Source organism: Bradyrhizobium sp. LB14.3, assembly GCF_040547985.1.
GTDB lineage: Bacteria > Pseudomonadota > Alphaproteobacteria > Rhizobiales > Xanthobacteraceae > Bradyrhizobium.
Genome location: NZ_JBEPQT010000019.1, coordinates 77,036 through 101,821, shown reverse-complemented (window position 1 = coordinate 101,821; position 24,786 = coordinate 77,036). Strand labels below are relative to the sequence as shown.

The window sequence follows — 24,786 nt, the reverse complement described above, 5'->3', positions numbered from 1 at the left end:
TTCGCTTCGCTCGCAATGACGAGTTGGGAAATTCAACCCTTCCGCACGTCGCCCGCCTCGGCCTCGCTCGTTTCCAGCGACGCCGGCTCGAGATGATAACGCTTTGTCAGCGGCATCTGGGCGATGGCGAAGACCATGGTCAGCGGGGTGACGCCGAACACCTTGAAGTTCACCCAGAAGTCCGTGCTCTGGGTGCGCCAGACGATCTCGTTCAGCACCGCCATGCCGGCGAAGAACAGCGCCCAGCGCAGTGTGAGGATGCGCCAGCCCCGCGGCGTCAGGTTGAACATCTGGTCGAACATGACGGCGATGAAGGAGCGACCGAACAACAGGCCACCGCCGAGGATCGCGGCGAACAGGGCGTAGATGATGGTCGGCTTGAGCTTGATGAAAGTCTCGTCGTGCAGCACCAGGGTCAGCGTGCCGAACACCAGCACGATGACGCCTGTCACGATCGCCATGATCGGGATGTGCCGTGTCACCACATAGGAGGCGACCATCGCAATGACGATCGCGACCATGAAAGCGCCGGTCGCGGCGAACAGATTGAACTTCGCATTCACGAAGAAGAACACGAGCAGCGGGCCGAGCTCGGTCGCCAGCTTGAACAGCGGATGCGGCTGGGTCTTGTCCATTCCTTGACCTTTGTTGCTGTCAGCCCCCCGCGGAGGCGGGGGATCCAGTATTCCGAGGCGCTGGTGATCCACAACTAACGGCGCGGCGTACTGGATGCCCCGCCTGCGCGGGGCATGACGATAGAAACCTACGATTCGATTCCGGCGATGGCGCGGGCGAAGTCGCGCGCGGTGAACGGCGCGAGATCGTCGACGCCTTCGCCGACGCCGATGAAATGCACCGGCAGTTTGAATTTTTCCGCAAGCGCCACCAGAATGCCGCCGCGAGCGGTGCCGTCGAGCTTCGTCATCACGAGGCCGGTGACCCCTGCCGTGCGGTGGAAGGCCTCGACCTGCGAGAGCGCGTTCTGGCCGACGGTGGCATCCAGCACAAGCAGCACCGCATGCGGCGCAGTCGCGTCCACCTTGCGGATGACCCGCACGACCTTTTCGAGCTCGTTCATCAGCTCGGCCTTGTTCTGAAGCCGACCGGCGGTGTCGATCAGGAGCACGTCGACGGCCTGCTCCTTCGCCGCCGTCAGCGCGTTAAAGGCGAGGCTCGCTGAATCCGAGCCCTGCGCGCCTGAGATGACGGGCGTCTTTGTGCGTTCGCCCCAAACCTTGAGCTGCTCGATCGCTGCGGCGCGAAACGTGTCGCCGGCGGCCAGCATCACTTTGCGGCCTTCGGACGCGAATTTTTGCGAGAGTTTTCCGATGGTGGTGGTCTTGCCGGAGCCGTTGACGCCGACCACGAGGATGACGAAGGGCTTCTTGCCGGCGTCGATCTCGAGCGGCTTCGCCACCGCCGCCAGCACCTTCTCGACCTCGGTCGCGACGACGTCCTTGACCTCGTCTGCCGAGATCGCCTTGTCGTAACGCCCCGTGCCGACGGCGTCCGCGATCCGCACCGCGACCGAGGTGCCGAGGTCGGCACGCAGCAGCACGTCCTCGATGTCGTCGAGCATGGCGCGGTCGAGCTTGCGCTTGGTGACGAGGTCGGCGACCGCGGTCCCGAGCGAGGACGAGGTGCGCTTCAGCCCGTTGGACAGGCGGCGCCACCAGCTCTGCTTGGGGGTCTCGGGGGTGGTATCGTTCATGGTGGCGGTGTGTTAGCCGTTCCGGCTCCCAAACGAAAGTCTTGACCGAAAGTCCTGCAATTGCTCGATGTTCCAGAATTGACCGCCGACGAAATCCTGGCGCGCGTGCTCCATCGCGACGGATTGATGCTGGTCATCGACAAGCCGGCCGGCCTGCCGGTGCATCGCGGCCCCAAGGGCGGCGCCAATCTGGAAACCTCCTTCGACGCGCTCCGTTTCGGCCTGCCGCGGCCGCCGGTGCTGGCCCACCGGTTGGACAAGGACACCTCCGGTTGCCTCATCCTCGGCCGTCATCGCAAGGCGACCGCCTCGCTCGGCCTGCTGTTCAAGCATGGCAAGATCGGCAAGACCTACTGGACCATCGTCGAGGGCGGCCCCGCCCAGGACGAAGGCACCATCGATATGCCGCTCGGCCGGCTCAATGCCGAACGCGGCTGGTGGCAGAAGCCGGACCCGGAGGGCCAGAAGGCGGTCACCAACTGGAAGGTGATGGGCCGGAGCGAGGGCCTGACCTGGCTCGCCATGGAACCGGTAACCGGCCGGACCCATCAATTGCGGGTGCATTCCTCAGCCACCGGCTGGCCGATCTTCGGCGATAACATTTACGGCAGCGGCCCGCGCTTCGGGGAGCCGAAGTTACATCTGCATTCCCGCGAGATCGTAGTGCCGATCTCCCGGAACAAGGAGCCGGTCCGCGTCGTGGCGCCAGCCCCGCCCCACATGCATGAGCGGCTCCGCGCCTGCGGGTGGAACGGAGAATAGCCATTTCAGACCCTCATGGTGAGGAGCGCGGAACGCGTCTCCGGACGATGCCTTGCATCGCCGGGCGAACCATGCAGGCCCGGATCTCACCTGCGGCCATCCTTCGAGACGCCCGCTTCGCGGGCTCCTCAGGATGAGGATCAGTACCCGTTGGGCTTCCTATAGTTTACGAAACGTTCAGTGCTCGTCCCTCATGATAGCGGTTGCTTAGAACAAGCTTCCGTCAATCTGCTCAGGACGAGCTGCGCGTCATGTCCACGGCCGGGTTATCGATCATCGACGAGGTCGAGTCCGCGCTTCGGACAGGCTCCGCGGAAAAGGGGCTGGCAACCGCCCGCCGCGTCACCGACCTGTTCCTGTCCTCCGCCGCCAGTTTTGACGACGAGCAGATCGCACTGTTCGACGACGTGCTCGAGCGCCTGATCGGCACCATCGAGCTCCGGGCCATCGCGGACATGGCCGCGCGCGTTGCTCTCGCCGAGATCAGCGCGCAGCTCGCGCCGATCGCGCAGGCGCCACCATCGGTCATCCGCCGCCTCGCCAACAATGACGAGATCCGCATCGCCGGTCCCGTGCTCCAGGAATCCGCGCGCCTCGACGATGGCGAGCTGGTGAAGATCGCATCGAGCAAAGGCGAGCCGCATCTGCTCGCGGTCGCCGGGCGCTGGTGGTTAAAGGAGATCGTCACCGATGCGCTGCTGGCGCGGCGCTATCCCAGCGTCAGCCGGCGACTTGCCGCCAATCCCGGCGCGCGCGTTTCCGGCAACGGATTTGCCGTCATCGTCGGACAGGCCGAGGCTGATCCCGAACTCGCCGTCAGCGTCGGCGTCCGCGTCGACCTGCCATCGGATCTGCGCCGCGAGTTGCTGCGCTCGGCGACCGACGCCGTGCGCACCCGCCTGTTGTCGCGCGCGCCGACGCATCTGTTCGACGAGATCCAGGGCGCGATTGCAGCGGTCACCGTCGGCGTCGAGCGCGAAATGTCGGGGGTCCGCGACTTCGAAGGTGCCAAACGGGCAATTGCAAACCTCAAGGCGGGCGGCCAGCTGACCGAGACGACATTGCTCGGCTTCGCCACGCAGCGGCGCTATGAAGAGGCCGTGGCGGCGTTGGCGGCACTGTCTGGATCGACCGTCGAAGTGATTCGCCCACTGATGCAGAGCCTGCGTGAGGACGGCCTGCTGGTGCCGTGCAAGGCGGCACAGCTCAGCTGGGAAACCACCGCCGCCGTGCTCGAAAGCCGTTTTGCGACGGGCGCGATGAAGCCGGCGGACATCGCGAGAGCGCAAGGCCATTACGCACGCATGACGCCGGAGAATGCGCGGCGGACGCTCAGGTTCTGGCAGGTGCGGGCGTTGTAGGCGTACGCTGCGTACCAAGTTGAAGATGTCGTCACCCGCGAAAGCGGGTGATCCAGTATTCCAGAGACATTCGTGAGGTACGGAGGGGCCGCGGCGTACTGGGTCGCCCGGTCAAGCCGGGCGACGACACTGACTATGTGGCTAACCGCTCGCCATCACTAGCCGTAATTCTGAGCGGCACGACGCTTCCCACCTCTTCGCCCCCAATCGCCACCGGCAGATAGTGCTCCGTCCGTCCCTGCTCCGCGCTCTCGATCAGCACTTCACGCGTGGCGCCGATCTCGGCTTGCAGCCGGTGGCGCAATGCCGCTTCGCCCGCCGCACGTAGCCGCTTCGCGCGTTCCTTGATGACTGGCCCCGCGACCTGCGGCATCCGCGCGGCCGGCGTGCCGGGGCGTGGCGAATAGGGGAAGACGTGCAGGAAAGTCAGGCCGCATTCCTCGACCAGATCGAGCGAGCGCGAGAACATCTCCTCGGTCTCGGTCGGAAAGCCCGCGATGATGTCGGCCCCGAACGCGATGTCCGGCCGCAGACGGCGCACCTGGTCGCAGAACGCAATTGCGTCGCCACGCGAATGCCGCCGCTTCATGCGCTTCAAGATCATGTCGTCGCCGGACTGCAGCGACAGATGCAGATGCGGCATCAGCCGCGAATCGTCGGCGATAGCATCTAACAGATCACGATCTGCCTCGATCGAATCGATCGAAGAGATGCGCAGCCGCTTGAGCTCCGGCACATGCCGCAAAATCTGCTTCGTCAGCATCCCGAGTTTCGGTGCACCCGGCAGATCACTGCCGTAACTGGTGAGGTCGACACCGGTCAGCACGATCTCGGCATGGCCGCGCTCGACCAACGCCCGCACCTGATCGACGACGGCGCCCATCGGCACCGAGCGCGAATTGCCGCGCCCGAACGGAATGATACAGAAGGTGCAGCGATGGTCGCAGCCGTTCTGCACCTGCACGAACACGCGCGGCAAGCCGCTCGCAAAACCGTCGATAAGATGCGGCGCCATCTCCTTCACTGCCATGATGTCGCTGACGGCGATTTTTTCGCTGGCACCGAGATCAAACGCCGCACGCGCCTCGCGCCACGCGCTGCTGCGCATCTTGTCGTCATTGCCGACGACGCGATCGACCTCGGCCATAGCGGCGAACATGCCGCTTTGCGTCTGCGCGGCACAGCCGGTGACGACGATGCGCGCTCCCGGCCGCTCGCGCTTCAATTTGCGGATCGACTGCCGCGCCTGCGCCACCGCCTCGTTGGTGACGGCGCAGCTGTTGATGACGATGGTATCTGAAAGGCCCGCGCTCTCGGCCTCGCGGCGGATCACCTCGGCCTCGAAGGCATTGAGGCGGCAGCCGAAGGTGACGATGTCGACGGTCATCAGCCGACCGGCGCGAACAGCGCCGGATCGAAATGGCCTTCATATTCGAAGGTCGCCGTGCCCGTCATCAGCACGTGGTCGTCGCGCTCGCGCCATTCGATGCCGAGCTTGCCGCCGGGCAGCGTGATCTCGACATTGCGCCCGGCGCGCTTCAGCCGCGCTGCCGCGACTGCGGTGGCGCAGGCCGCGGAGCCGCAGGCCCTGGTGAGGCCGGCGCCGCGCTCCCAGGTGCGGATCGTGATGTGGTCGCGATCGACGATATGGGCCAGCGTGATATTGGCGCGCTCGGGGAAGATCGGGTGATTTTCCAGCAGCGGACCAAAGCGCTCGAGATCGTAGGCGTTGACGTCATCGACCCAGAACACCGCATGCGGATTGCCCATGCTCACCACCGAGGGCGAATGCAGGATCGGATTGTCGATCGGACCGATCTGCAGTTCGATGTAGCGGGTGTCGCGGAATTCCTGGTCGAGCGGAATGTCCTGCCAGCCGAACTTCGGCGCGCCCATGTCGACAGTGTAGAGATCGGGCGCAGGACCCTGCCAGCAATTGAGCAGGCCCGCGGCGGTCTCGAACGTCACCGTCGTCTGGCCGGTCTTCTCGAACAGGCGCCGAACCACACAGCGCATGCCGTTGCCGCAGGCGCCGGCCTCGGAGCCGTCATTGTTGTAGATGCGGATGAAGGCTTCGGTGCCGTCGAACCGCGGCTTCTGCAGCACCATCAACTGGTCGTAGGGCACGCCGCCTTGAGCCGACGCCACCGCGCGGGCATCGTCCGGGGTGACCGGCGAGGTGGAATCGCGCATGTCGACAACGACGATCTCGTTGCCGATGCCGTTCATCTTGGCAAATGCGTGATTGGCCAGCGCGCTCATGAAAATTCCCGAATTTCGCCTGCCTTATATGGCGATCGTTGCCGGCTTGGCCAGTGATTTGCCACCTGACGTCAGGACGTCTGCCATGACGCATCTGTCATGGGACGAATTCGGCGGTCGCGTGTTAGAACGACGCAATTCGCGCAAACCGGGACGCGCAGCCGGGTTAAGCCCTTGGTGGATTAAGGCCTTGGTGCATAAGGTTTTGGGGAGAGTAAAAATGTTCAGGTTTCGTCGTCTCGCTTTGGCCGCCCTGATCCCGGCAGCGGCCTTGTCGTTTGGTCTGTCCGCCACGCTGGCCCAAACGCCGAGCCCGGCGCCGGCCGCATCAGCGAGCCCCTCGCCGGCCCCGTCGGCTTCGCCCGCCCCCGCGGCAAGTGCCTCGCCCGCACCCGTGGCTACGCCCTCGCCGGCGGCCAGCGCCTCGCCAAGCCCTGCGACGTCAAGCCCTGCAACGTCGCCCTCACCCGCAGCCAGTGCCTCACCGAGCCCCGCCGCCCCGCCGCCCGCTGCCGCCGCAAACCCGGCTCCCGTGCAGACCGCCGATCCCTTCGGCCAGGAGGCCACGCTCGAGCCCAAGAAGGTCGTGATGGTCAAGGGCACCGCCAATTGGGACTCGGCCTTCGACACGCTGATCGACGCCTTCAAGGCGCTGAACACGCTGCTGGACAAGCAGGGCATCAAGCACGCCGGCAATTCGATGATCGTCTACACCTCGACCGACGACACCGGCTTCACCTTCCTTGCCGAGATCCCGGTCGAGCAGGACCCGAAGAACCTGCCCAAGGACATGAGCGTCGGCAAATCGCCGGAGGGCAAAGCCCTGAAATTTGTCCATCGCGGCTCCTACGACAACATGGACAACACCTACGAGGCGATCACCAATCACCTCGACGACAAGAAGCTGGAAGCCAAGGACACCTTCATCGAGGAGTACCTCACCGATCCCCTGAAGACGGCGGAGGACAAGCTCGTGATCAATGTTTTCGTGCCGCTGAAGTGAGACCGATGAAAAAGCCCGCCATCCTTTTTGCCTCCCTTGTTACGTCCTTTGCCGCCGCGCTGCCGGCAACGCCTGCGCTCGCCGACGATTTTCCGTCCGCGATTTCGGTGAGCGGCGAAGCCACGATTTCCGCCGCGCCTGATCTGGCGCAGATCAATGCTGGCGTAGCCAATGACGCCAAGTCGGCGAAGGAAGCTTCCGACGCCAACAATGCGGCGATGGGCAAGGTGCTGCTGGCGCTGAAGAGCGCAGGCATTGCCGAGAAGGATTACCAGACCTCGCGGCTGTCGCTGCAACCGCAATATGGCCAGAACAAATCCACCGGCGCCTCGCCCGTGGTCGGCTTCCGCGCCTCTAACCGCGTCACCGTGAAAATCCGCGACGTGACCAAGGTCGCTGGCATCATCGACACGCTGGTCGGCGCCGGCGCCAACGATATCGGCAATATCTCCTTCGAAGTGACGCAGGCGTCAAAACTGCTCGACGACGCCCGCGAGCAGGCGGTCACCGATGCCCGCCGCAAGGCGGAGATCTATGCCAGGGCCGCCGGTGTGACATTAGGTGCGCCGCTCAGCGTGTCCGAAGGCGGTGCCCCGATGCCGCTGTTCAAGGGCCGCATGGCCGCTGCTCCAATGGCCGCAGGCGGCGCCGCCGTCGCACCGGGCGAGGAAACACTGTCGGTGACGGTGAATGTGAGCTGGGCGATCAAGCCAAAGGAGCAGTAGGTCTCGTGTCCCGGACGCGCTGCAGCGTGAAACGCTGCTGCGCTGAGCCGGGACCCAGCGTGCCGCAAGCATGGGCCCCGGCTCTGCAGCGCACCGTCGAAGAGACGCTGCGCTGCGTCCGGGGCACCAGCGGTTTGCCAGGACGTTAAATCTCCACCACCTGCCCCGGCTTCATCGCCACGAACCGCTCTTGCTGAATCTTCGCGGCATCCAGCGCCTCGACCAGCGCCTTGGCCGGCGCGTCGATTGCCTCATCGGTCAGCTGGAACGTGCCGTGATGATGCCCCAGCGCGGCTTGCGCGCCGCAATCCGCCAGCGCCTTCACCGCATCTTCCGGATTCATGTGCTGATCGCGCATGAACCAGCGCGGCTCGTAGGCGCCGATCGGGAGGATCGCGAGACGCAGCGGCCCATACTTCTCGGCGACGCGGCGAAAATGCTTGCCATCGCCGTAGCCGGAATCGCAGACGACGTAGATTTTCCCCGCCGGCGTCTCCAGCACGAAACTCGCCCACAGCGCCTTGTTGCGATCGAACATGCCGCGCGCCGACCAGTGTCGGGTCGGCACCAGCGTCACGGCGATGCCGCCGCCGAGCTCGACGCGATCGTGCCAGTCGAAGGCTTCCACCTTGAGCGTGGAATCGGTGCTCCGCATCGTGACGTCGTTGCCGAGCGGGGTGACCACGCGCGGGGCAAAATTCTTGGCGAGCCGCGACAGCGTCGCGATGTCGAGGTGATCGTAGTGGCCGTGCGAGACCAGCACGATATCGATCTTCGGCAGCTTGTCGAAGGCAATGCCGGGATCGTTATGCCGTTTCGGTCCCGCGAAGCTGACGGGCGAGACCCGCGTCGACCAGACGGGATCGACGAGGATGTTGAGGCCGCCGGTCTGGATCAGCCAGCTGGCATGGCCGACGAAGGAGAGCCGCACCTTGTCGCCGTCGAGGCGCGCCGGCGGGGTATCGGCGTGAGGGCTCGGCGCCCAGTCCGGCCAGGCCGCGCGCTGTCGCTTGCTGCCGAACTGCCAGCGCAGCACCTCGCGAAGCGATTTCGGCGGCGCGCCGTCCGGATCGAAGAAGGTCAGGCCGTCGAAATGGTCGGAGGCGGGACCGTCATAGGTTTTCATGCGGGACATCCAAAGAGAGGGCACGCCAACCAACGCGCTGGCCCCGGCAAGCAGTCCGAAAAGGCGGCGGCGGGTGATCTTCACGGGTCAAGCTTCAGGACTGGTCGGAGCGGCAGGACATCACCCTCATATGGGCCGGGCCAGAGAAAAAGGAACCTGCGGTCAAAAGAATCATCTTTTCAGTGACTTACCCTGGCGAAGGCGTTCCGCCCCCCTAACTTTCCTTGACTTTTGAGCGTCAGCGGCGTTTAACCCCGCCACTTCTCGGAAAGGCTTTCTTTTCGACCCGCCGACTGGTCCCTGAGGCCAGAGGCCAACGCCCGACAGCGCTATGCGCCCTCGGGCGTAAAGGTGTTTGGATTTTCTGCTCCCTCGCCCCGCGCTTGCGGGGAGAGGTGAAAAAGGACAACGGCATTGTTCGACAATCTGTCGGAACGGCTTGGCGGCATTCTCGATCGTCTGACGGGGCGCGGTGCGCTGACCGAAAAGGACGTCGACGCCGCGATGCGCGAGGTGCGCCGCGCGCTGCTGGAAGCCGACGTCGCGCTCGAAGTGGTGCGCAGCTTCACCGAGCGGGTCCGCGAGCAGGCGATCGGCGCCACCGTCGTCAAGTCGGTCACGCCAGGCCAGATGGTGGTCAAGATCGTCCATGACGAGCTGATCAACATGCTCGGCGCCGAAAGCCAGACCATCGACGTCAATTCCGTGCCGCCGGTGCCGATCATGATGGTCGGCCTGCAAGGCTCCGGCAAGACGACCACCACCGCAAAGCTCGCCCGCCGCATGGTCCAGCGCGACAAGCGCAAGGTGCTGATGGCGTCGCTCGACATCTACCGTCCCGCGGCGATGGAGCAGCTGGCCGTACTGGGCCGCGACCTCGACATTCCGACGCTGCCGATCGTCGCCGGCCAGCAGCCGGCTCAGATTGCGAAGCGCGCGCTGGAGGCCGGCAAGCTCGGCGGCTACGACGTCGTGCTGCTCGACACCGCCGGCCGCACCACGCTCGACGAAGAGATGATGGCGGAAGCGGCAGCGATCAAAGCCGCCGCCAATCCGCATGAAGTGCTGCTGGTGGCAGACAGCCTCACCGGCCAGGACGCCGTCAACCTGGCCCGCGCCTTCGACGAGCGCGTCGGCCTGACCGGCATCGTGCTCACACGTGTGGACGGCGACGGCCGCGGCGGCGCCGCTTTGTCGATGCGCGCCGTCACGGGCAAGCCGATCAAGCTGCTCGGCACCGGTGAAAAGACCGATGCGCTGGAGGATTTCCATCCCGACCGTATCGCCGGCCGCATCCTCGGCATGGGCGACGTGGTCTCGCTGGTCGAACGCGCCGCCGCCAACATCGACGCCGAAAAGGCCGCGCGCACCGCCGAGCGCATGCGCAAGGGTCAGTTCGACCTCAACGACATGCGCGAGCAGCTGTCGCAGATGGCGAACATGGGCGGCATCAGCGGGCTGATGGGCATGATGCCTGGCATCGCCAAGATGAAGAACCAGATCGCGGCCGCCGGCATCGACGACAAGATTTTGAAGCGCCAGGTCGCGGTGATCGATTCCATGACGCGCGACGAGCGCCGTCATCCCGATTTGCTCAAGGCGAGCCGCAAGAAGCGCATCGCCGCAGGTTCCGGCCAGAGCGTCGAGCAGGTCAACAAGCTGCTCAAGATGCACCGGAACATGGCCGACATGATGAAGGCCATGGGTTCGGGCAAGCGCGGCCCGCTCGCCGGCATCGCGCAGGCGATGGGCTTTGGCGGCGGCATGAAGCCGCCTTCGCCGGAAGAGATGAAGGCGCTGCAGGAGAAGATGCAGGGTGGCGGCGGACAAGGTCTGCCCAGCCTGCCGAAGGATTTGCCGGCTGGTCTGCGCACCGGTCTGCCGAACGTTCCCGGCCTGACCGGGCTGAGCGGCAAGCCGATGCTTCCGGGCCTCGGCGGATTTCCGGGCAAGAAGAAATGAGGAATTCGTCGCACGGGTCGTAGGTGTCCCGCGCAACGCGAAATACCGATCAACCGAACAAACCGTACTTTCAAGGAGAACCAGATGTCCGTCGTTATCCGCCTCGCCCGCGCAGGCACCAAGAAGCGCCCCGTCTATCACGTCGTCGTCGCCGATTCGCGCTTTCCCCGTGATGGCCGCTTCATCGAGCGTCTCGGCTATTTCAACCCGCTGCTGCCGAAGGACAACGAGACCCGCCTGAAGCTCGACATGGACAAGGTGAAGGCCTGGCTCGCCAAGGGCGCGCAGCCGTCGGACCGTGTGTCGCGCTTCCTCGACGCCGCCGGCGTCAAGAAGCGCGAAGCGCGCAACAATCCGGAGAAGGCCGTGCCGCGCAAGGAGCGCAAGGCGCAGGCCGAAGCCGCCGCGAAGGGTTAAGGCCAGACCATGCCGGAGCTGGTCTGCGTCGCGCGGATCGGCGCCGCGCATGGTGTGCGCGGCGCCGTCAAACTGTGGACCTTCACCGAAGATCCCTTTGCCATCAGGCGCTACGGTCTGCTCTCGTCCAAGGACGGCAAGCGCCAGTTCGAGGTCGCGCAGGCGCGCGAGGCCAAGGATCATCTGGTCGCGACGTTCAAGGGCGTCACGACCCGCGATGAGGCCGAACGGCTCAACGGCATCGAGCTCTACGTTGCGCGCGAAAAGCTGCCCGCGACCGACGCGGACGAATATTACCACACCGATCTGATCGGGCTTGCCGCCGTCACCCCTGACGGCGACGCGCTCGGCCGCGTGCTCGCGATTCATAATTTCGGCGCCGGCGACCTCATCGAGATCGCTCCACCCAAAGGCCCGACGCTGCTGCTGCCGTTCACGAACGCGGTGGTGCCCGAGGTCGATCTTGCCGGCGGCCGCGTCGTGATCGCGCTGCCGCAGGAGATCGAGGGCGAGGACAAGGACAAGGACCAAGGCCGGGACGCATAACCACGACACGTGGTTTTGGTTAAGCTGGTAGCGCCGATCATCGCAAAACGGGCAGCGGTGGCTATGGGTCCCGGGCCTTCGCCGGGACGACGGATTTCTTAGGACCAATGACCAATCCCCTACCCTGGCGCGCGACGGTGCTGACGCTGTTTCCGGACATGTTTCCGGGGCCGCTGGGCGTGAGCCTGGCCGGCCGGGCGCTGGCGTCCGGGCTTTGGGAGCTGGAGGCGCGGGACATCCGGGCCTCGGCCACCGACCGCCACCGCAGCGTCGACGACACCCCGGCCGGCGGCGGGCCGGGCATGGTGCTCCGGGCCGATGTTCTGGCGGCGGCCATTGATGCCGCCGAAAGCGAACAGGATCGGCCGAAACTGCTGATGAGCCCTCGGGGTCGGCCATTGACCCAGGCCCGCGTCCTGGAGCTGGCCAAGGGTCCGGGTCCCCTGATCGTCTGCGGGCGGTTCGAGGGGGTGGATCAGCGGGTGATCGACGGGCGGGGGCTGGAGGAGGTCTCGATCGGCGATTATGTCCTCTCCGGCGGCGAAATCGCGGCCCTGGCCCTGATCGATGCCTGCGTCCGGCTGCTGCCGGGCGTGATGGGCAAGGAAGCCTCGGGAACCGAGGAAAGCTTTTCGGACGGCCTGCTCGAATACCCCCAATACACCCGTCCGCAGCTGTTCGAGGGAACTCCGATCCCCGAAATCCTGACCTCAGGCGACCATGCCAAGGTCGCTGGCTGGCGGCGGGCGGAATCCGAGGCCCTGACGGCGGCCCGGCGACCCGATTTGTCGGCCCAAATCCCGAGCAAGGCCCCGAATCGGGCCGGACGTCAAAAAACGCCAAAAAACAAGACAGACGGGTGACAAACGCTCCGGCTTGTCCTATAGGAGCGGCCACATCCGCAATAGCTGGATAGACGAATTTCGCGCAGCCCCCGTCCTGCGGCTGGGCGCGCCGATGGAGACTTACCCATGAACCTGATCCAACAGCTCGAAAAAGAGCAATTCGACAAGCTCGCCGCCGGCAAGGAGATTCCGGAGTTCGGACCGGGCGACACCGTGATCGTCAACGTGAAGGTGGTCGAAGGCGACCGATCCCGCGTGCAGGCCTATGAAGGCGTCTGCATTGGCCGCTCCGGCGGTGGGCTCAACGAGAGCTTCACCGTCCGCAAGATTTCCTACGGCGAGGGCGTCGAGCGCGTGTTCCCGGTGATGTCGCCGATGATCGACTCGATCAAGGTGGTGCGCCGCGGCAAGGTGCGTCGTGCCAAGCTCTATTATCTCCGCAGCCTTCGCGGCAAGTCGGCCCGCATCGTCGAGAAGAAGCAGGACCGCGCCACCGCCGTCAACGAGTAAGCTTTCGCTTACAGGCGAATTTCGGAGAGCGCGGGGCCAAACCCCGCGCTTTTTTGTTGCGTCTGCCGTGCGCGTCAAAGCCCTCGCGATTCCAATTCGGCCTGCTATATATTCCTGGAATGTTTCCAGATCCGACCAGCCTCTCGTCCGCCAAGCGCATCGTCATCGACGATCGCTCACGGCTGCCTGGCCGGTTCTTCGGGCGCTTCGCGACCTCGGCAACGTCAGAGCTTACGCGCGCAGCCTAAAAGCTGCGCTGACGATTTTGTTGCCCCGCGCGCCACCCGCGCAACCCGCTCTACACAACATTCCTGGAGCTGACGCTCATGTCCAAGCCGACCACATTGTACGACAAGATCTGGAACGACCATCTGGTGCACGAAGCCGAGGACGGCACCTGCCTGCTCTATATCGATCGCCATCTGGTGCACGAGGTGACCTCACCGCAGGCGTTCGAAGGCCTGCGCACCACCGGGCGCAAGGTCCACGCGCCCGAGAAGACGCTCGCTGTCGTCGATCACAACGTCCCGACCACCGACCGCACCAAGCCGAACCCGGATCCGGAGAGCATCGAGCAGATCAAGGCGCTGGCTGACAACGCCAAGGAATTCGGCATCGAATATTACGACGAGTTCGACAAGCGCCAGGGGGTCGTCCACGTCATCGGCCCCGAGCAGGGCTTTACGCTGCCCGGCACCACCATCGTCTGCGGTGACAGCCACACCTCGACGCATGGCGCGTTCGGCGCGCTCGCGCACGGCATCGGCACGAGCGAGGTCGAGCACGTGCTGGCGACGCAGACGCTGATCCAGAAGAAGGCGAAGAACATGCGCGTCACCGTCGACGGCAAATTGCCGGACGGCGTGACAGGCAAGGACATCATCCTGGCCATCATCGGCGAGATCGGCACCGCGGGCGGCACCGGCTACGTGCTGGAATACGCCGGCGATGCGATCCGTGCGCTCAGCATGGAAGGCCGCATGACCGTCTGCAACATGTCGATCGAAGGCGGCGCCCGCGCCGGCCTGGTCGCGCCCGATCAGAAAGCCTATGACTTCCTGCGCGATCGTCCCAAGGCGCCGAAGGGTGCCGCCTGGGACGCGGCGATGCGTTACTGGGAGAAACTGCGCTCCGACGATGGCGCGCATTTCGACCATGAGCTGCGCCTCGACGCCGCAAAGCTGCCGCCGATCGTGACCTGGGGCACGAGCCCCGAGGACGTGATCTCGGTGACCGGCATCGTGCCCGACCCCGACAAGATCGCGGACGAGGCAAAGCGCCTCTCCAAGCACCGCGCCTTGAAGTACATGGGCCTGACCGCGGGCACGAAGATCACCGACATCAAGCTCGACCGCATCTTCATCGGCTCCTGCACCAACGGCCGCATCGAGGATTTGCGCGCGGCAGCAAAGATTGCGCAAGGCAAGACCGTTTCAGCGCATGTCAACGCCATGGTCGTGCCGGGCTCCGGCCTCGTGAAGGAGCAGGCCGAGGCTGAAGGTCTGGACAAGATCTTCATCACGGCCGGCTTCGAATGGCGCGAGCCCGGTTGCTCGATGTGCCTCGCCATGAATCCGGACAAGCTGGCTCCGGAAGAGCGTTGCGCCTCGACCTCGAACCGCAATTTCGAGGGCCGCCAGGGCTTCAAGGGCCGCACCCATCTGGTGTCGCCGGCGATGGCGGCGGCCGCGGCGATCGCGGGTCACTTCGTCGACATCAGGGAGTGGCGCTGAGCCGCTTCCTGCAATTTGAACGATCGCGGCAAACCGCCGTTAATCGGCAGCGCCGACACTGCGTCCTCGCGACGGTTTCGCGAGGACACGCCTCATGGTCAACAAGCCTGAATATGTCGATCTGATCAGCGCGGCGACGCCCCAGCATCGGCGGCGCACCGCGCCGCTGCGCATCGTCGCCAAACCCGAGGTCGAGGAAACCTCAAGGCTCAGCCGCTGGCCGCCGGCGATGTTCAAGCAGTGGAAGCTGGAGAACCTCACACGCTGGAAGTCGGCTTCGTGGAAGCTGAAGGATTGGCTTTAAGCCACCGAATGAAAAAGGGCGCCACCGAGGCGCCCTTTTCATTTCGATCGTGCTTACCAATACCGGTACGGATGGTGCCAGCGATGCCAGCGGCAGACGCGGCGCGGGCCGTAATAGGTCCAGATGACCCGGCAGCGACGCGGATAGCTGTAATAGGGATAGTAGCCGCCGTAATAGCGCCGGTGGAAATGGCGATGGCCGTAGTAGGCGGGACGATAGCCGCCATAACGGTGATAGCCGCCAAAGCGATGAACTCCGCCGTAGCGATAGCCGCCACCATGAAAGGCGGGCGCGGCGCGGAAGCCACCACCGTGGAAGCCACCGCCGCGGAAGCCACCGCCGCGGAAGCCGCCGAAATGTCCTCCGCCACCGTGGAAGCCGCCTCCTCCATGGAAGCCGCCGCCATGTCCACCACCGCCATGTCCACCGCCACCACCGCCGCCGTGGCGAACCTGGATCATGTCGTCGCTTGCGGCCTTCGCCGCCGGCAACGCCGTCGGATTGATCGGAGTCATTGCTTCAGCACGACGCGTGGTCCCGGCCGACAGCATCAGCGTCGCGGCGGCCGCAATCCCGAGCAAGCGGATCGGGCTCGCTCTGAGACCCAATATCCTCAGCATCGATTTCTCCCTGAGTCTGGACAGCGGAGTTGCAACACTCGTTCGCGCCGCGCGTCTGCGCTGTTCATTGATGGTCGCTCCCAAGATTAAATTAGGGACGGCGACGTGAATGCCTCATGAATGAACGACGTTCCCGGCGTCGTGCTGCGACGTCACCACCACGGCCCGAAGCCGAGCACGAACGGTGCGGGCACGCCGTAAGGATAAGGACGGTAGTGGACAGGCCGCGCGTAGTAACGCGGCTCGTGAGGTGCGACACGGCGCACGGCGTCATGATGGCGCCTGTGACGCGGCGCACCGAGGTCTGTTGCGGACGCCGATGCCTTTGACTTTGCGGCATCCGGCGTCGCGGCAATGGAGACGCCGGGCGAAGCGACGATCAGCCCGAGGGCAACCGCTACTCCGATCCATCTCGTCATGACCGACCTCTGCTGCGCCCGCATGCGGTGCTGCCGGCGGGATCGGCCAACTCAGCCCCGGCGCCAGTAGCAGCTCATATGCGGCACGATCACCGTGCCGCTGGGGCGGTATTCCTGCACATAGGTGGCGTTGCACTCGCGGACCGCATCGGGACCGGGGTTGTAGCGCGGATAGACGCCGTCAGGAGTGTAGTAGGGCGTAACGCGCAGACGCGCCGGGCGCCGCTTGCGCGGCGGCGGGACATCGTCTGACGAGGCCGCCTGGGCCAGCCTGATCCCGGGGGTCGCGGTCTGGGCTTCCGCGCCAACGCAAAACTGCGAAAACAACCCCATGCACAGTAGCGTCAGCGCTGTTTTCGTTCGCATTTTTCCGCCCACTTGAACGTCCTATTCGAGGCCTACGCTCCCCGTTTTGACGGCGCCCGTCAACCTCGCCGCGCTTATAATGCCGGATGCATCGCCGCGGAACCCGCGCTAAGAGGGATCCATGTGGACGGAATTGAAAGCGCCTTCGCTGGCCGAGATGGAAGCGACGGCCCATGACATCTTCGAGCGCCTGCCGGCGGAATTTCGCAAGCTCTGCGAGGGCGTGATCATCCGCGTCGACGACTTCCCGACCGAGGAAGTCCTGGACTCGATGGAATGCGAGAGCGAGTTCGACCTGCTCGGCCTGTTCCAGGGCATCGGCCTGCCGCAGCAGAGTTTTGGCGATGTGGCGCGTTTGCCCAACATGGTCTGGCTCTACCGCCGGCCGATCCTGGATTACTGGGCCGAGCACGACGAGAGCCTCGGCCATATCGTCCGCCACGTCCTGATCCACGAGATCGGCCATCATTTCGGCCTCTCGGACGACGATATGGCCGCGATTGAGGCCCAAGAGCCGGGTTGAGCAGACGAGATCTGCCGAATTCGGCCTAGGATTTGGGGCCCGATCGCGATAAATATCGGTTCTTCTGAGCCACCCCGGGAAAGCGCAACCATGGACAAGTTCACCACGCTGGAAGGCGTCGCGGCGCCGCTGAAGATCATCAATGTCGATACCGACATGATCATTCCGAAGCAGTACCTCAAGACCATCAAGCGCACCGGCCTTGGCAAGGGGCTCTTCTCCGAGCAGCGCTACAAGGACGACGGCAGCGAGAATCCGGATTTCGTCCTCAACCAGCCCGCCTATCGCAATTCGAAGGTGCTGGTCGCCGGCGACAATTTCGGCTGCGGCTCGAGCCGCGAGCACGCGCCCTGGGCGCTGCTCGATTTCGGCATCCGCTGCGTGATCTCGACGTCGTTCGGCGACATCTTCTACAACAACTGCTTCAAGAATGGCATCCTGCCGATCCGCGTGTCGCAGGAAGACCTCGACAAGCTGTTCGACGACGCCGAGCGCGGCGCCAACGCGACGCTGACGATCGACCTGCCGAACCAGGAGATCCGCGGCCCCGACGGCGGCACGGTCAAGTTCGAGATCGACCCGTTCCGCAAGCACTGCCTGATCAACGGCCTCGACGACATCGGCCTGACGATGGAGAAGAAGTCCTCGATCGACACTTATGAAGAGAAGCTCAAGAGCGAACGCGCCTGGGCTTGACCGCAAGCTTTTAGACGAGCCCCGGTGCCATCAGCGCCGGGGCTTTTTCTTTGCCCTCGATATCCATTATAGCTTCCGCCCATGCTGCCCGACATCGTCACCTTCTGGCATGGCCCGATGGACGCTCTGCGCCAGACCTGTCTGCGTTCGCAGCTCGCGGCCGGCCACAAGGTCACGGTCTACAGCTTCGACACCATTCCCGGCCTGCCAGCGGGTGTCGGCAATGCGGAGGCGGAGGCGATCCTGCCGCACGCGTTCTCCGAACGATTGCGCCCGCCGCAGCCGGATGGAAGCTGGCGCGACTGGACCACGCTTCAGTTCAGTGACTTCTTCCGCATGAAGCTGATGGCGAAGGGTCTTGGTCTCTGGCTCGACGCTGACGTGCTGCTGCTCAAGCCTGCCGAGATCGATCCGGCAAAACCCTACTTCGCCTGGGAGCGGCCGCGCCAGCTCGGCAATTCCGTGATCTATCTGCCGGCCGAGCACGGCATCGTCGACGCCTTTGAGGAGCTGATGGAGCAGGAGGAGCTGACGCCGGACTGGCTGTCGCTGCGCCATCGCATCACCTTTGCGGTGCGCCGCCTGCGCGGCGGTTCGAACCGGCTCTCCGACATCCGCGTCGCGATCTTCGGGCCGGCGGCCCTGACCGCGCTCGCGCGCCGCACCGGCGAGCTGAGCTGCGCATTGCCGAAGCAGTCGTTCTACGCCGTGCATGCCGAGCCAAAACTGTTCTTCGACCCCTCGAACTATCTCGGCCTCGTCACCGACCCCGATATCATCGGCCTGCACATCTCGCCGAAAGGGCGCGGCGGCGAAAAGCCGATCCCGGGCAGCCTGTATGCGTGGGCGGCGGAGCGGTTCGGCTGAGCACCTAATTTGATCCAGCGCGGCGGAGAACTATCAGGGCTACTGTGCCAATGCGTCGACGTTGGAAACGCTCGATTGGGTGACCCACGGCGAACTGCATCTGCCCTGCGCATTGCTGGGTTCCTGTGCCTGCTGCCCGTCTTTACGGATGCGGGTCATTTGTCGGGGCGCCTGCTCTATGCCAACGGAGCGGACGCGCGGCAGCGATGATTGCGGCGCCGGTGACCCGCTAACGCTGTAAGCGGCTGGCAAGGACAAACATCGGCAAAGATGCAAGCTGCGCGGCGATTGCGAAGATGACCAGCGCCAGAATCGAGCGCTCATAGAGCAGACCCGTCACGACACTGCCGATCAGCCAGCCAATGCCATAGCCTCCATAGAACAGACCGAAGGCAAGGTTGCGCCTGCCTTCCGGCAGGACGGTGGCAACCAGCGCCTTGAGCAGCGTGTCCTGAGTGGCGTAGCCGATTCCCCACAATACGATGCCCACAAGCGCCGTGCCGAAGCCGCCGAAGAACACGAAGGGCGAGAACGTCGCCGACAGCAGAACTGCAACGAGCAGGACCGGCAGCCCGAAGCGATCGAACAGCTTCCCGAAAGCAAGACTGACGAGGACTCCGCATCCGGTGGAGATCGCGAGGAAGACAGGTATCCACTGCCCGGTCACGACGTGCGTTCGATCGAAATGATACGAGATCAGCTCAAAGCTCATAAGGCCGGCAGCAAAGAATGCGCCTGCGATCATGTAGCCCCAGAAGGCAGGCGAGAAATCACCGGCCGAAGCGGTCTGACCCTGCTCGAGCTTCGAAGGCACGGGAAAGCCGGCGCGCGCCACAGCGAGCGACAGGAATGCAAGCAACGCCGGAATCAGCAGCAGCAGATAGCCCAGCTGATAGCTGCCATTCCAGAAAAGGACGGCGGCAATCATGAGCGGTCCGATCGTAGCTCCGACCTCGTCGAGCGCGGTGTTGAGACCGTAAACCCACCCCTTGCCGAGTTCGCCGGTCGTGTACGAGATCATCGCCTCGACCGTCGGCTTGCGGATCGCGCGCCCGACACGCTCGGCCAGCACCAGCAGAGCGGCGACCTGCCAGTTTCCTGCAACCGCCATCGCAGGCACCGCAATCAGGTTGATGCCATAGCCAATGAAGGTGATGAGCCAATAGCGCCCGCTCTTGTCGGCAAGGTATCCGGAGAAGGGCCGCAGCGCATAGCCAAGAAACTCTCCCGCGCCGGCGGTGATGCTGACCACGGCGGCGCTCGCCCCCAGCGTAGCCATGAACGGACCATTGATGCTGCCGCCGCCCTCATAGGTGACATCGCCGAACAGATTGACGATGCCCATGGTGAACACGAACGTGAAGGCCGGCGAACTTCCTTGCCAAATGCGCATGCGGCGATGGCCCGCGCCAAGGCGGGCTCCGATTGTCCCAGCCGCTCGATGCAAAGCAACGGCCGATGACGGCGTCGGTTCCCCAAGGGACCCGCGCCCATTGTATGGAAGCGCCGAGTGACGAGGCTGAGCTACGGCTTGCTCGTCGCTGCGATCGTGTCCGCGAAGATCGCGTTGCAGGCGTCGATCCGCGACGGATGAATCAGCGTCGTGCCGTCAAAACCGAGATCGCGGCCGAAAGGCGAAGATGACTAAGAACAAAAGCTGAGCCACGCGGTTAGAGAGCAAACTCGCGAGGTGAGATCATGCGCCGTTCAGACTTAGCAACCCTCCTGTTCCTGCTCTCTGGCTTCGTTCCCGTCACCGCGTCTGCTCAGCAGACGACGCCGGATACGAACCAATCTTCCAGCCAAGCTGGCCCTGATCGCACCCCCCAACAGTCGGGCCAATCCCAAACCCAAAACACCCCAACTCAGCCGGACCGCACACCTCAGCAGTCGGACCAATCCCGCGACCGAGATCGCCGCAGCGCCGAAGACACGCGGATCAATCGAGATTGGACGACGCGGCAGCGTGGCGAGGACCGCATGGACATGGACCGCATGCGTCAGCGCCAGATGGGACGCATGATGGACCGGGATGAGGATCATCAGACCACGGGACGAAATTGGCGGCGCGACGATGATGATATGGATCGCGGCCCCGGATATGGCTCTGCGAATCGCAGCGAAGGCCGCAATTACCACGAAGTCCGGCCTCGTCCTCGCGTAAAGACCTGTCTCGAATACGAAAACGGGGACGAGTTCTGCCGATACCGCGACTAGCTGATGCGGTACGCGCCCTAGCCCTGACCCTTGCTCATCGCGGCGATCGCATCCGCGATCTCGATCGTGCGTCGGGCCATATCGGCGTGCAGGCGCTCCACCATGGCGCCATCCAGACGGATCGCGCCGCGCGAGACGTTCTCCGGCAATTCGAACGCCGCGATGATCTTTCGCGCGCGCGCGACTTCCTCCTCGGGCGGCGTGAAGATCGCGTTGCAGGCGTCGATCTGCGACGGATGAATCAGCGTCTTGCCGTCAAAACCGAGATCGCGGCCTTGCGCGCATTCGGTGGCGAAGCCGTCGGAATTGGCGATGTCGCTGTAGGGACCGTCGAGGATTTCGAGGCCGTGGGCGCGCGTTGCCAGGATGCAATGCGTGATCATCGGGATCATCGCGGCGCGGCCCGGCAGCATCTTGATCCGGGTCTCGCGCGAAATGTCGTTCGGACCGAACACGAAACCTGATAGGCGCCTCTTGGGATCGCGCCCGGCGGCAGCCAGTTCCTCCGCATGCAGCACCGCGCGCGCGGTCTCGATCATGGCCCAGACTTTTACGGTCGGCGCCGCACCGAGCTCGGCGAGACGGCGGCCGATCGTGTCGAGGTCCTCGACGCTGGAGACCTTCGGGACCAGGATGCCGTCGGGCGGAGGCCTTGGCCGCCATCGCGAAATCGTCGGCCCACCAAGTCGTGTCGAGGCCGTTGGTCCGGATCAGGATCTCGCGCTTGCCGAACCCTTTGGCCGCGATCGCGGCAGCGATCCCGTCGCGCGCCAATGCCTTCGCATCAGGCGCGACGGAGTCTTCCAGATCGAGGATCAGGCCATCGGCGGCGAGATTGCGCGCCTTTTCCAGCGCGCGGGGGTTGGAGCCGGGCATGAACAGATGGCTGCGGCGCGGGCGGGTCATGCAAGCGTTCCTTCCGGTTTCCTCGTCTCACTTCCGACCGAAGCCGATAGCATCTGGCCTGCCTATTCGAAAGGCTTGTTCGCCCCTGCGGTATATGATTAGGCATAGGCTATGAACACATTCCCAGAGCACTTGCTGGAAGGCTACAAGGCCTTCGCGACCCAGCGGCTGCCGACCGAGCAGACCCGCTACCGCGAGCTGTCGGTGAAGGGGCAGTTCCCGGAAGTGATGGTGATCGGCTGCTGCGATAGCCGCGTCTCGCCCGAAGTGATCTTCGACGTCGGCCCGGGCGAGCTCTTCGTGGTCCGCAACATCGCCAATCTGGTGCCGGTGTATCAACCCGACGGCAACGCGCACGGCGTTTCGGCGGCGCTGGAATATGCCGTGACGGTGCTGAAGGTGAAGCACATCGTGGTGCTCGGGCACGCGCAATGCGGCGGCATCCGCGCTTTCGTCGACAAGATCGAGCCGCTGACGCCTGGCGACTTCATCGGCAAATGGATGCAGATGTTCATCAAGCCCGGCGAAGTGGTGGAGCAGCGCGACCACGAAACCATGGCGCAATTCGTCGAGCGCATTGAGAAGGCCGCGGTGTTCCGCAGCCTCGAAAACCTGATGACCTTCCCGTTCGTGCAGAAGGCGGTCGATGCCGGCCAGATGCAGACCCACGGCGCCTATTTCGGCGTCGCGGAAGGGTCGCTGTTCGTGCTGGACAAGGACGCGAAGGAATTCAAGAACGCGCGAAGCGTGGCTTGAAGTCGCCCTTCGTCGGGTGGGCAAAGCGAAGCGTGCCCACCACTTCTTTCGTCATCTTGGAAAGTTGGTGGGATCCCGCGCTTACGCCGCCTTTTTCTTCGCGCTGATCAGCTTGCGGTTGATCAGGACTTCGGCGATCTGAATCGCATTGAGCGCGGCGCCCTTGCGCAGATTGTCCGACACGCACCACAGCACGAGACCGTTCTCCACCGTCGCGTCCTCGCGGATGCGGCTGATATAGGTGGCGTCCTCGCCGGCCGCTTCGTACGGCGTGGCGTAGCCGCCGGGCTCCTGCTTGTCGATGACAAGACAGCCGGGCGCCTTGCGCAGGATGTCGCGCGCTTCATCCGCGGTGATCGGGTTCTCGAACTCGATGTTGACGGCCTCGGAATGGCCGACGAAAACCGGCACGCGCACGCAGGTCGCGGAGAGCTTGATCTTGGGATCAAGAATCTTCTTGGTCTCCGCCATCATCTTCCACTCTTCCTTGGTGTAGCCGTCCTCCATGAAGACGTCGATCTGGGGGATGACGTTGAAGGCGATGCGCGTGGGAAACTTCTTATTGACCAGCTCCTGGTTGGTGTAGACGGCCTTGGTCTGCGAGAACAGTTCGTCCATCGCATCCTTGCCGGCGCCCGACACCGATTGATAGGTCGAGACCACCACGCGCTTGATGGTCGCCTTATCGTGCAAGGGCTTGAGCGCGACCACGAGCTGCGCGGTCGAGCAGTTCGGGTTGGCGATGATGTTCTTCTTCTTGAAGCCCGCGGTCGCATCCGCGTTCACTTCCGGCACGATCAACGGCACGTCCGGATCCATGCGCCAAGCCGAGGAATTGTCGATCACGACGGTGCCGGCGGCGCCGATCTTCGGCGACCATTCCTTCGACACCTCGCCGCCCGCCGACATCAGGCAGATGTCGACGTCGGAGAAGTCGTAATGCTCGAGCGCTTTGACCTTCAGCGTGCGGTCGCCGTAGGAGACCTCGACGCCCATGCTGCGGCGTGACGCCAGGGCCACCACCTCGTCCGCGGGGAATTTGCGCTCATCGAGGATGTTGAGCATTTCCCGTCCGACATTGCCGGTCGCGCCGACGACTGCGACTTTGTAACCCATCGTTCACTCTCCGACGAAAAAGCTCTTTCCTGAAGCTGAGGCTTAAACAGGAAGAGCAGCGCTTCTATGCGAGAACCGGCCTCAAGACAACGTTGGACCATGCCTGAAGGCCGTGGATGCAGTCGCCTGAGGCCCGCACGGCCGCAACCCCCACCCAAATCCAATTGGCGCTCGCAGCCTTCGCCGATGAGATCGTCGGCACGCTGGCGCGTCTGTTCGTCTATGTGGGGGCTTTGGTGCTGTTTGCCATCCTCGGGCTTGCGGCACTCGGCCAGCTGCCTGAGCTCCGCGACGATGGACCGGCGGTGAAGCCGGGTTGGAGCGTAGCCGACCGCTCGCATCCGGCCTTCGCCCTCAGCCGGCTCGATTCATCAGAAAAAACAGGAGCCTACACCATCCTCACGCATCCCGAAGGCGGCCGCAGGGACGTGATGCGCTGGGCGAGCGAGGCGGACAGGCCCGTGGCCGAGCTCGAGATTTACCGGGAAGGCGACGAATTTGACGTGGCGCGTCCGGCGACCGCGGACCTGGCCGTCCAGATGGGACTGGGCACCGCGACCCCGCTTGAGCAGGCCGGCCTGATCGACACCAAATTCGGCCATGTCGCCCTGTTCCGGCCAACGGGCACAGCGGCGGGCGCGTCGTCCTGCCTCGGCTACCTCAAGCGCAGCGAGGAGCCAGCGCTCCAGATCTCCGGCTTCTCCTGCCAGGGCGGTACCCTGCCCGAGCGGCGCGCGGCGATCGCCTGCACGTTGAACCGGCTGACGCTACTGACCTCGGGCAACGAGCCGAAGCTGGCCGAATTGTTCGCCCATGCGGAGCTGAAGCGCCGCGCTTGCACTTCCCAGGGTTCGTCGGACTGGCTGCTGGGTGCCGCGAACGCACAATTGCGCGGAGCGCTCTGACCGGCATCAAGCTCAAGTGGCTGGTATTCATGCAACTTTTGCCAACGCGCACGATTATTCCGCGCTGGTGTGACCCAATAGACCTAGTTGCGGCCGCCCGGGCCGGGCTAGTATGGGATGATATCGAC

Annotated in this window: 27 protein-coding genes and 1 pseudogene; 17 read left to right on the top strand and 11 right to left on the bottom strand. The window is 64.4% G+C overall.

Features of this window, described 5'->3' with window-relative positions; translation table 11 throughout:
• Window positions 1–32 precede the first annotated feature (32 nt).
• Together ABIB00_RS28170 and ftsY are read right to left on the bottom strand one after the other, a co-directional pair.
• Window positions 33–635 carry a septation protein A gene (locus tag ABIB00_RS28170; protein ID WP_354106599.1) on the bottom strand — a complete coding sequence of 201 codons (603 nt, stop codon included), beginning with the start codon at window positions 633–635 and terminating at the stop codon, window positions 33–35.
• Between the two features lie 128 nt (window positions 636–763).
• Window positions 764–1,711: a signal recognition particle-docking protein FtsY gene (ftsY, locus tag ABIB00_RS28165; RefSeq protein ID WP_354106598.1), complete on the bottom strand. Its 948-nt coding sequence runs from the start codon at window positions 1,709–1,711 to the stop codon at window positions 764–766.
• Window positions 1,712–1,771: 60 nt separating this feature from the next.
• Between ftsY and ABIB00_RS28160 the strand changes: the two genes are divergently transcribed.
• Entirely contained in the window at window positions 1,772–2,473 is a 702-nt protein-coding gene (locus tag ABIB00_RS28160) for an RluA family pseudouridine synthase (protein WP_354106597.1), read from the top strand.
• A 251-nt stretch (window positions 2,474–2,724) separates the two neighbouring features.
• Window positions 2,725–3,834, top strand: coding sequence for a DUF2336 domain-containing protein (locus tag ABIB00_RS28155; protein WP_354106596.1), 1,110 nt, complete (start codon window positions 2,725–2,727; stop codon window positions 3,832–3,834).
• Between the two features lie 133 nt (window positions 3,835–3,967).
• Here the strand turns inward: ABIB00_RS28155 and mtaB are convergent, their stop codons facing one another.
• Both mtaB and dapF read right to left on the bottom strand, forming a co-directional pair.
• Window positions 3,968–5,221, bottom strand: a complete 1,254-nt coding sequence (gene mtaB, locus ABIB00_RS28150; RefSeq protein WP_354106595.1) for a tRNA (N(6)-L-threonylcarbamoyladenosine(37)-C(2))-methylthiotransferase MtaB — start codon at window positions 5,219–5,221, stop codon at window positions 3,968–3,970.
• Window positions 5,221–6,096, bottom strand: a complete 876-nt coding sequence (dapF, locus tag ABIB00_RS28145; RefSeq protein ID WP_354106594.1) for a diaminopimelate epimerase — start codon at window positions 6,094–6,096, stop codon at window positions 5,221–5,223. Before dapF ends, mtaB begins: the two co-directional genes overlap by 1 nt.
• Window positions 6,097–6,316: 220 nt before the next feature.
• Between dapF and ABIB00_RS28140 the strand changes: the two genes are divergently transcribed.
• The gene (locus tag ABIB00_RS28140; RefSeq protein WP_247444097.1) at window positions 6,317–7,099 is read left to right on the top strand and encodes a GyrI-like domain-containing protein; all 783 of its coding nucleotides are present in this window, start codon (window positions 6,317–6,319) and stop codon (window positions 7,097–7,099) included.
• 5 nt (window positions 7,100–7,104) lie between these two features.
• A complete protein-coding gene (locus ABIB00_RS28135; protein WP_247444098.1) occupies window positions 7,105–7,824 on the top strand; it encodes an SIMPL domain-containing protein in 720 nt (239 codons plus the stop codon).
• Between the two features lie 145 nt (window positions 7,825–7,969).
• Here ABIB00_RS28135 and ABIB00_RS28130 read toward each other — a convergent pair whose 3' ends face one another.
• Entirely contained in the window at window positions 7,970–9,034 is a 1,065-nt protein-coding gene (locus ABIB00_RS28130) for an MBL fold metallo-hydrolase (protein WP_354106593.1), read from the bottom strand.
• Between the two features lie 330 nt (window positions 9,035–9,364).
• Between ABIB00_RS28130 and ffh the strand changes: the two genes are divergently transcribed.
• The 7 genes from ffh to ABIB00_RS28095 all read left to right on the top strand — a co-directional run bounded on the left by ffh (window position 9,365) and on the right by ABIB00_RS28095 (window position 15,267).
• The gene (gene ffh, locus ABIB00_RS28125) at window positions 9,365–10,912 is read left to right on the top strand and encodes a signal recognition particle protein (protein WP_247444100.1); all 1,548 of its coding nucleotides are present in this window, start codon (window positions 9,365–9,367) and stop codon (window positions 10,910–10,912) included.
• Window positions 10,913–10,996: 84 nt separating this feature from the next.
• Window positions 10,997–11,329 (top strand): 30S ribosomal protein S16, encoded by a 333-nt coding sequence (rpsP, locus tag ABIB00_RS28120; RefSeq protein ID WP_014438992.1) that lies wholly within the window; start codon window positions 10,997–10,999, stop codon window positions 11,327–11,329.
• A gap of 9 nt (window positions 11,330–11,338) precedes the next feature.
• Complete coding sequence (gene rimM / locus ABIB00_RS28115; RefSeq protein ID WP_247344490.1) at window positions 11,339–11,875, top strand: ribosome maturation factor RimM; 537 nt, start codon at window positions 11,339–11,341, stop codon at window positions 11,873–11,875.
• 107 nt (window positions 11,876–11,982) lie between these two features.
• Window positions 11,983–12,738, top strand: coding sequence for a tRNA (guanosine(37)-N1)-methyltransferase TrmD (trmD, locus tag ABIB00_RS28110; RefSeq protein WP_354106592.1), 756 nt, complete (start codon window positions 11,983–11,985; stop codon window positions 12,736–12,738).
• Window positions 12,739–12,846: 108 nt separating this feature from the next.
• Entirely contained in the window at window positions 12,847–13,230 is a 384-nt protein-coding gene (gene rplS / locus ABIB00_RS28105) for a 50S ribosomal protein L19 (RefSeq protein WP_247344496.1), read from the top strand.
• A gap of 326 nt (window positions 13,231–13,556) precedes the next feature.
• Window positions 13,557–14,963 carry a 3-isopropylmalate dehydratase large subunit gene (gene leuC / locus ABIB00_RS28100; RefSeq protein WP_354106591.1) on the top strand — a complete coding sequence of 469 codons (1,407 nt, stop codon included), beginning with the start codon at window positions 13,557–13,559 and terminating at the stop codon, window positions 14,961–14,963.
• Window positions 14,964–15,057: 94 nt separating this feature from the next.
• A complete protein-coding gene (locus ABIB00_RS28095; RefSeq protein WP_247344503.1) occupies window positions 15,058–15,267 on the top strand; it encodes a hypothetical protein in 210 nt (69 codons plus the stop codon).
• 53 nt (window positions 15,268–15,320) lie between these two features.
• Here ABIB00_RS28095 and ABIB00_RS28090 read toward each other — a convergent pair whose 3' ends face one another.
• From ABIB00_RS28090 to ABIB00_RS28080, 3 genes are all read right to left on the bottom strand, one after another.
• On the bottom strand, window positions 15,321–15,887 hold the full coding sequence (locus ABIB00_RS28090) for a hypothetical protein (protein WP_247444105.1): 567 nt from the start codon (window positions 15,885–15,887) through the stop codon (window positions 15,321–15,323).
• Window positions 15,888–16,039: 152 nt separating this feature from the next.
• Window positions 16,040–16,306, bottom strand: coding sequence for a hypothetical protein (locus tag ABIB00_RS28085; RefSeq protein WP_354106590.1), 267 nt, complete (start codon window positions 16,304–16,306; stop codon window positions 16,040–16,042).
• A 51-nt stretch (window positions 16,307–16,357) separates the two neighbouring features.
• A complete protein-coding gene (locus ABIB00_RS28080) occupies window positions 16,358–16,639 on the bottom strand; it encodes a hypothetical protein (RefSeq protein WP_354106616.1) in 282 nt (93 codons plus the stop codon).
• Window positions 16,640–16,793: 154 nt separating this feature from the next.
• On the opposite strand from ABIB00_RS28080, the gene ABIB00_RS28075 reads away from it, so the two are divergent.
• The 3 genes from ABIB00_RS28075 to ABIB00_RS28065 all read left to right on the top strand — a co-directional run bounded on the left by ABIB00_RS28075 (window position 16,794) and on the right by ABIB00_RS28065 (window position 18,758).
• Entirely contained in the window at window positions 16,794–17,195 is a 402-nt protein-coding gene (locus tag ABIB00_RS28075; protein WP_354048395.1) for a metallopeptidase family protein, read from the top strand.
• A 90-nt stretch (window positions 17,196–17,285) separates the two neighbouring features.
• Window positions 17,286–17,891, top strand: a complete 606-nt coding sequence (leuD, locus tag ABIB00_RS28070; RefSeq protein ID WP_354048397.1) for a 3-isopropylmalate dehydratase small subunit — start codon at window positions 17,286–17,288, stop codon at window positions 17,889–17,891.
• Between the two features lie 81 nt (window positions 17,892–17,972).
• Complete coding sequence (locus ABIB00_RS28065) at window positions 17,973–18,758, top strand: glycosyltransferase family 32 protein (protein WP_354106589.1); 786 nt, start codon at window positions 17,973–17,975, stop codon at window positions 18,756–18,758.
• A 229-nt stretch (window positions 18,759–18,987) separates the two neighbouring features.
• Here ABIB00_RS28065 and ABIB00_RS28060 read toward each other — a convergent pair whose 3' ends face one another.
• On the bottom strand, window positions 18,988–20,151 hold the full coding sequence (locus tag ABIB00_RS28060; protein ID WP_354106588.1) for an MFS transporter: 1,164 nt from the start codon (window positions 20,149–20,151) through the stop codon (window positions 18,988–18,990).
• A gap of 305 nt (window positions 20,152–20,456) precedes the next feature.
• Here ABIB00_RS28060 and ABIB00_RS28055 point away from each other — a divergent pair, with 305 nt between their 5' ends.
• Entirely contained in the window at window positions 20,457–20,975 is a 519-nt protein-coding gene (locus ABIB00_RS28055) for a hypothetical protein (RefSeq protein WP_354106587.1), read from the top strand.
• Between the two features lie 17 nt (window positions 20,976–20,992).
• Here the strand turns inward: ABIB00_RS28055 and ABIB00_RS28050 are convergent.
• A pseudogene (locus tag ABIB00_RS28050) lies at window positions 20,993–21,881 on the bottom strand (HpcH/HpaI aldolase/citrate lyase family protein).
• 111 nt (window positions 21,882–21,992) lie between these two features.
• Between ABIB00_RS28050 and ABIB00_RS28045 the strand changes: the two are divergent.
• Window positions 21,993–22,637 (top strand): carbonic anhydrase, encoded by a 645-nt coding sequence (locus ABIB00_RS28045; RefSeq protein ID WP_247444113.1) that lies wholly within the window; start codon window positions 21,993–21,995, stop codon window positions 22,635–22,637.
• A gap of 81 nt (window positions 22,638–22,718) precedes the next feature.
• On the opposite strand, the gene ABIB00_RS28040 is transcribed toward ABIB00_RS28045, so the two are convergent.
• Window positions 22,719–23,753 carry an aspartate-semialdehyde dehydrogenase gene (locus ABIB00_RS28040; protein ID WP_354106586.1) on the bottom strand — a complete coding sequence of 345 codons (1,035 nt, stop codon included), beginning with the start codon at window positions 23,751–23,753 and terminating at the stop codon, window positions 22,719–22,721.
• A 116-nt stretch (window positions 23,754–23,869) separates the two neighbouring features.
• Here ABIB00_RS28040 and ABIB00_RS28035 point away from each other — a divergent pair, with 116 nt between their 5' ends.
• Window positions 23,870–24,658 carry a hypothetical protein gene (locus ABIB00_RS28035; RefSeq protein ID WP_354106585.1) on the top strand — a complete coding sequence of 263 codons (789 nt, stop codon included), beginning with the start codon at window positions 23,870–23,872 and terminating at the stop codon, window positions 24,656–24,658.
• Window positions 24,659–24,786: the final 128 nt, after the last annotated feature.

What these genes read in the sequence shown, in the direction of transcription:
- ABIB00_RS28170 (WP_354106599.1), bottom strand. Translation starts at nt 635, where the DNA reads ATGGACAAGACCCAGCCGCATCCGCTGTTCAAGCTGGCGACCGAGCTC.
- ftsY (WP_354106598.1), bottom strand. Translation starts at nt 1,711, where the DNA reads ATGAACGATACCACCCCCGAGACCCCCAAGCAGAGCTGGTGGCGCCGC.
- ABIB00_RS28155 (WP_354106596.1), top strand. Translation starts at nt 2,725, where the DNA reads ATGTCCACGGCCGGGTTATCGATCATCGACGAGGTCGAGTCCGCGCTT.
- mtaB (WP_354106595.1), bottom strand. Translation starts at nt 5,221, where the DNA reads ATGACCGTCGACATCGTCACCTTCGGCTGCCGCCTCAATGCCTTCGAG.
- dapF (WP_354106594.1), bottom strand. Translation starts at nt 6,096, where the DNA reads ATGAGCGCGCTGGCCAATCACGCATTTGCCAAGATGAACGGCATCGGC.
- ABIB00_RS28140 (WP_247444097.1), top strand. Translation starts at nt 6,317, where the DNA reads ATGTTCAGGTTTCGTCGTCTCGCTTTGGCCGCCCTGATCCCGGCAGCG.
- ABIB00_RS28135 (WP_247444098.1), top strand. Translation starts at nt 7,105, where the DNA reads ATGAAAAAGCCCGCCATCCTTTTTGCCTCCCTTGTTACGTCCTTTGCC.
- rpsP (WP_014438992.1), top strand. Translation starts at nt 10,997, where the DNA reads ATGTCCGTCGTTATCCGCCTCGCCCGCGCAGGCACCAAGAAGCGCCCC.
- rimM (WP_247344490.1), top strand. Translation starts at nt 11,339, where the DNA reads ATGCCGGAGCTGGTCTGCGTCGCGCGGATCGGCGCCGCGCATGGTGTG.
- trmD (WP_354106592.1), top strand. Translation starts at nt 11,983, where the DNA reads ATGACCAATCCCCTACCCTGGCGCGCGACGGTGCTGACGCTGTTTCCG.
- rplS (WP_247344496.1), top strand. Translation starts at nt 12,847, where the DNA reads ATGAACCTGATCCAACAGCTCGAAAAAGAGCAATTCGACAAGCTCGCC.
- leuC (WP_354106591.1), top strand. Translation starts at nt 13,557, where the DNA reads ATGTCCAAGCCGACCACATTGTACGACAAGATCTGGAACGACCATCTG.
- ABIB00_RS28095 (WP_247344503.1), top strand. Translation starts at nt 15,058, where the DNA reads ATGGTCAACAAGCCTGAATATGTCGATCTGATCAGCGCGGCGACGCCC.
- ABIB00_RS28090 (WP_247444105.1), bottom strand. Translation starts at nt 15,887, where the DNA reads ATGCTGAGGATATTGGGTCTCAGAGCGAGCCCGATCCGCTTGCTCGGG.
- ABIB00_RS28085 (WP_354106590.1), bottom strand. Translation starts at nt 16,306, where the DNA reads ATGACGAGATGGATCGGAGTAGCGGTTGCCCTCGGGCTGATCGTCGCT.
- ABIB00_RS28080 (WP_354106616.1), bottom strand. Translation starts at nt 16,639, where the DNA reads ATGGGGTTGTTTTCGCAGTTTTGCGTTGGCGCGGAAGCCCAGACCGCG.
- ABIB00_RS28075 (WP_354048395.1), top strand. Translation starts at nt 16,794, where the DNA reads ATGTGGACGGAATTGAAAGCGCCTTCGCTGGCCGAGATGGAAGCGACG.
- leuD (WP_354048397.1), top strand. Translation starts at nt 17,286, where the DNA reads ATGGACAAGTTCACCACGCTGGAAGGCGTCGCGGCGCCGCTGAAGATC.
- ABIB00_RS28065 (WP_354106589.1), top strand. Translation starts at nt 17,973, where the DNA reads ATGCTGCCCGACATCGTCACCTTCTGGCATGGCCCGATGGACGCTCTG.
- ABIB00_RS28060 (WP_354106588.1), bottom strand. Translation starts at nt 20,151, where the DNA reads ATGCGCATTTGGCAAGGAAGTTCGCCGGCCTTCACGTTCGTGTTCACC.
- ABIB00_RS28055 (WP_354106587.1), top strand. Translation starts at nt 20,457, where the DNA reads ATGCGCCGTTCAGACTTAGCAACCCTCCTGTTCCTGCTCTCTGGCTTC.
- ABIB00_RS28045 (WP_247444113.1), top strand. Translation starts at nt 21,993, where the DNA reads ATGAACACATTCCCAGAGCACTTGCTGGAAGGCTACAAGGCCTTCGCG.
- ABIB00_RS28040 (WP_354106586.1), bottom strand. Translation starts at nt 23,753, where the DNA reads ATGGGTTACAAAGTCGCAGTCGTCGGCGCGACCGGCAATGTCGGACGG.
- ABIB00_RS28035 (WP_354106585.1), top strand. Translation starts at nt 23,870, where the DNA reads ATGCAGTCGCCTGAGGCCCGCACGGCCGCAACCCCCACCCAAATCCAA.